Raw genomic sequence first — 391 nt, forward strand, 5'->3', positions numbered from 1 at the left:
GGCGTTCTCGATCAAATTGGTGATGACCTGGCCGATGCGCAGATCATGGCCGACGACGACATAGCCTTTGACGCCCTGCGGCAGTTTGGCGGCCTTGAACTCGATCTCGACCGCCTTCTTGTTGCGCGTCGCTTCGCGCGAAACGGCGACCAGATCGGTGATGAATTTCTTCAAATCGACCGTTCCCGCATCTTCACGCGCGAGTTCCGCGTCCAGGCGCGATGCGTCGGAAATATCGGTGATGAGCCGGTCCAGCCGCCTGACATCGTGCTGGATGATATCCATCAGCCGGCCGCGCGAATCGTCGTTCTTGGCCAGCGGCAAGGTCTCCACCGCGCTGCGCAGCGACGTCAGCGGGTTTTTCAGCTCGTGCGAGACATCGGCCGCGAAG

1 protein-coding gene is annotated in these 391 nt (G+C 61.1%); it reads right to left on the reverse strand.

Annotation, left to right across the window (positions count from 1 at the left end):
* Window positions 1-391: HAMP domain-containing sensor histidine kinase (locus ENZ75_RS34160; RefSeq protein ID WP_164888298.1), on the reverse strand; the 391-nt coding region annotated here is incomplete at both ends.

Source organism: Mesorhizobium sp. M7A.F.Ca.CA.002.04.1.1 (genome assembly GCF_004022805.1).
GTDB classification, from domain to species: domain Bacteria; phylum Pseudomonadota; class Alphaproteobacteria; order Rhizobiales; family Rhizobiaceae; genus Mesorhizobium; species Mesorhizobium ciceri.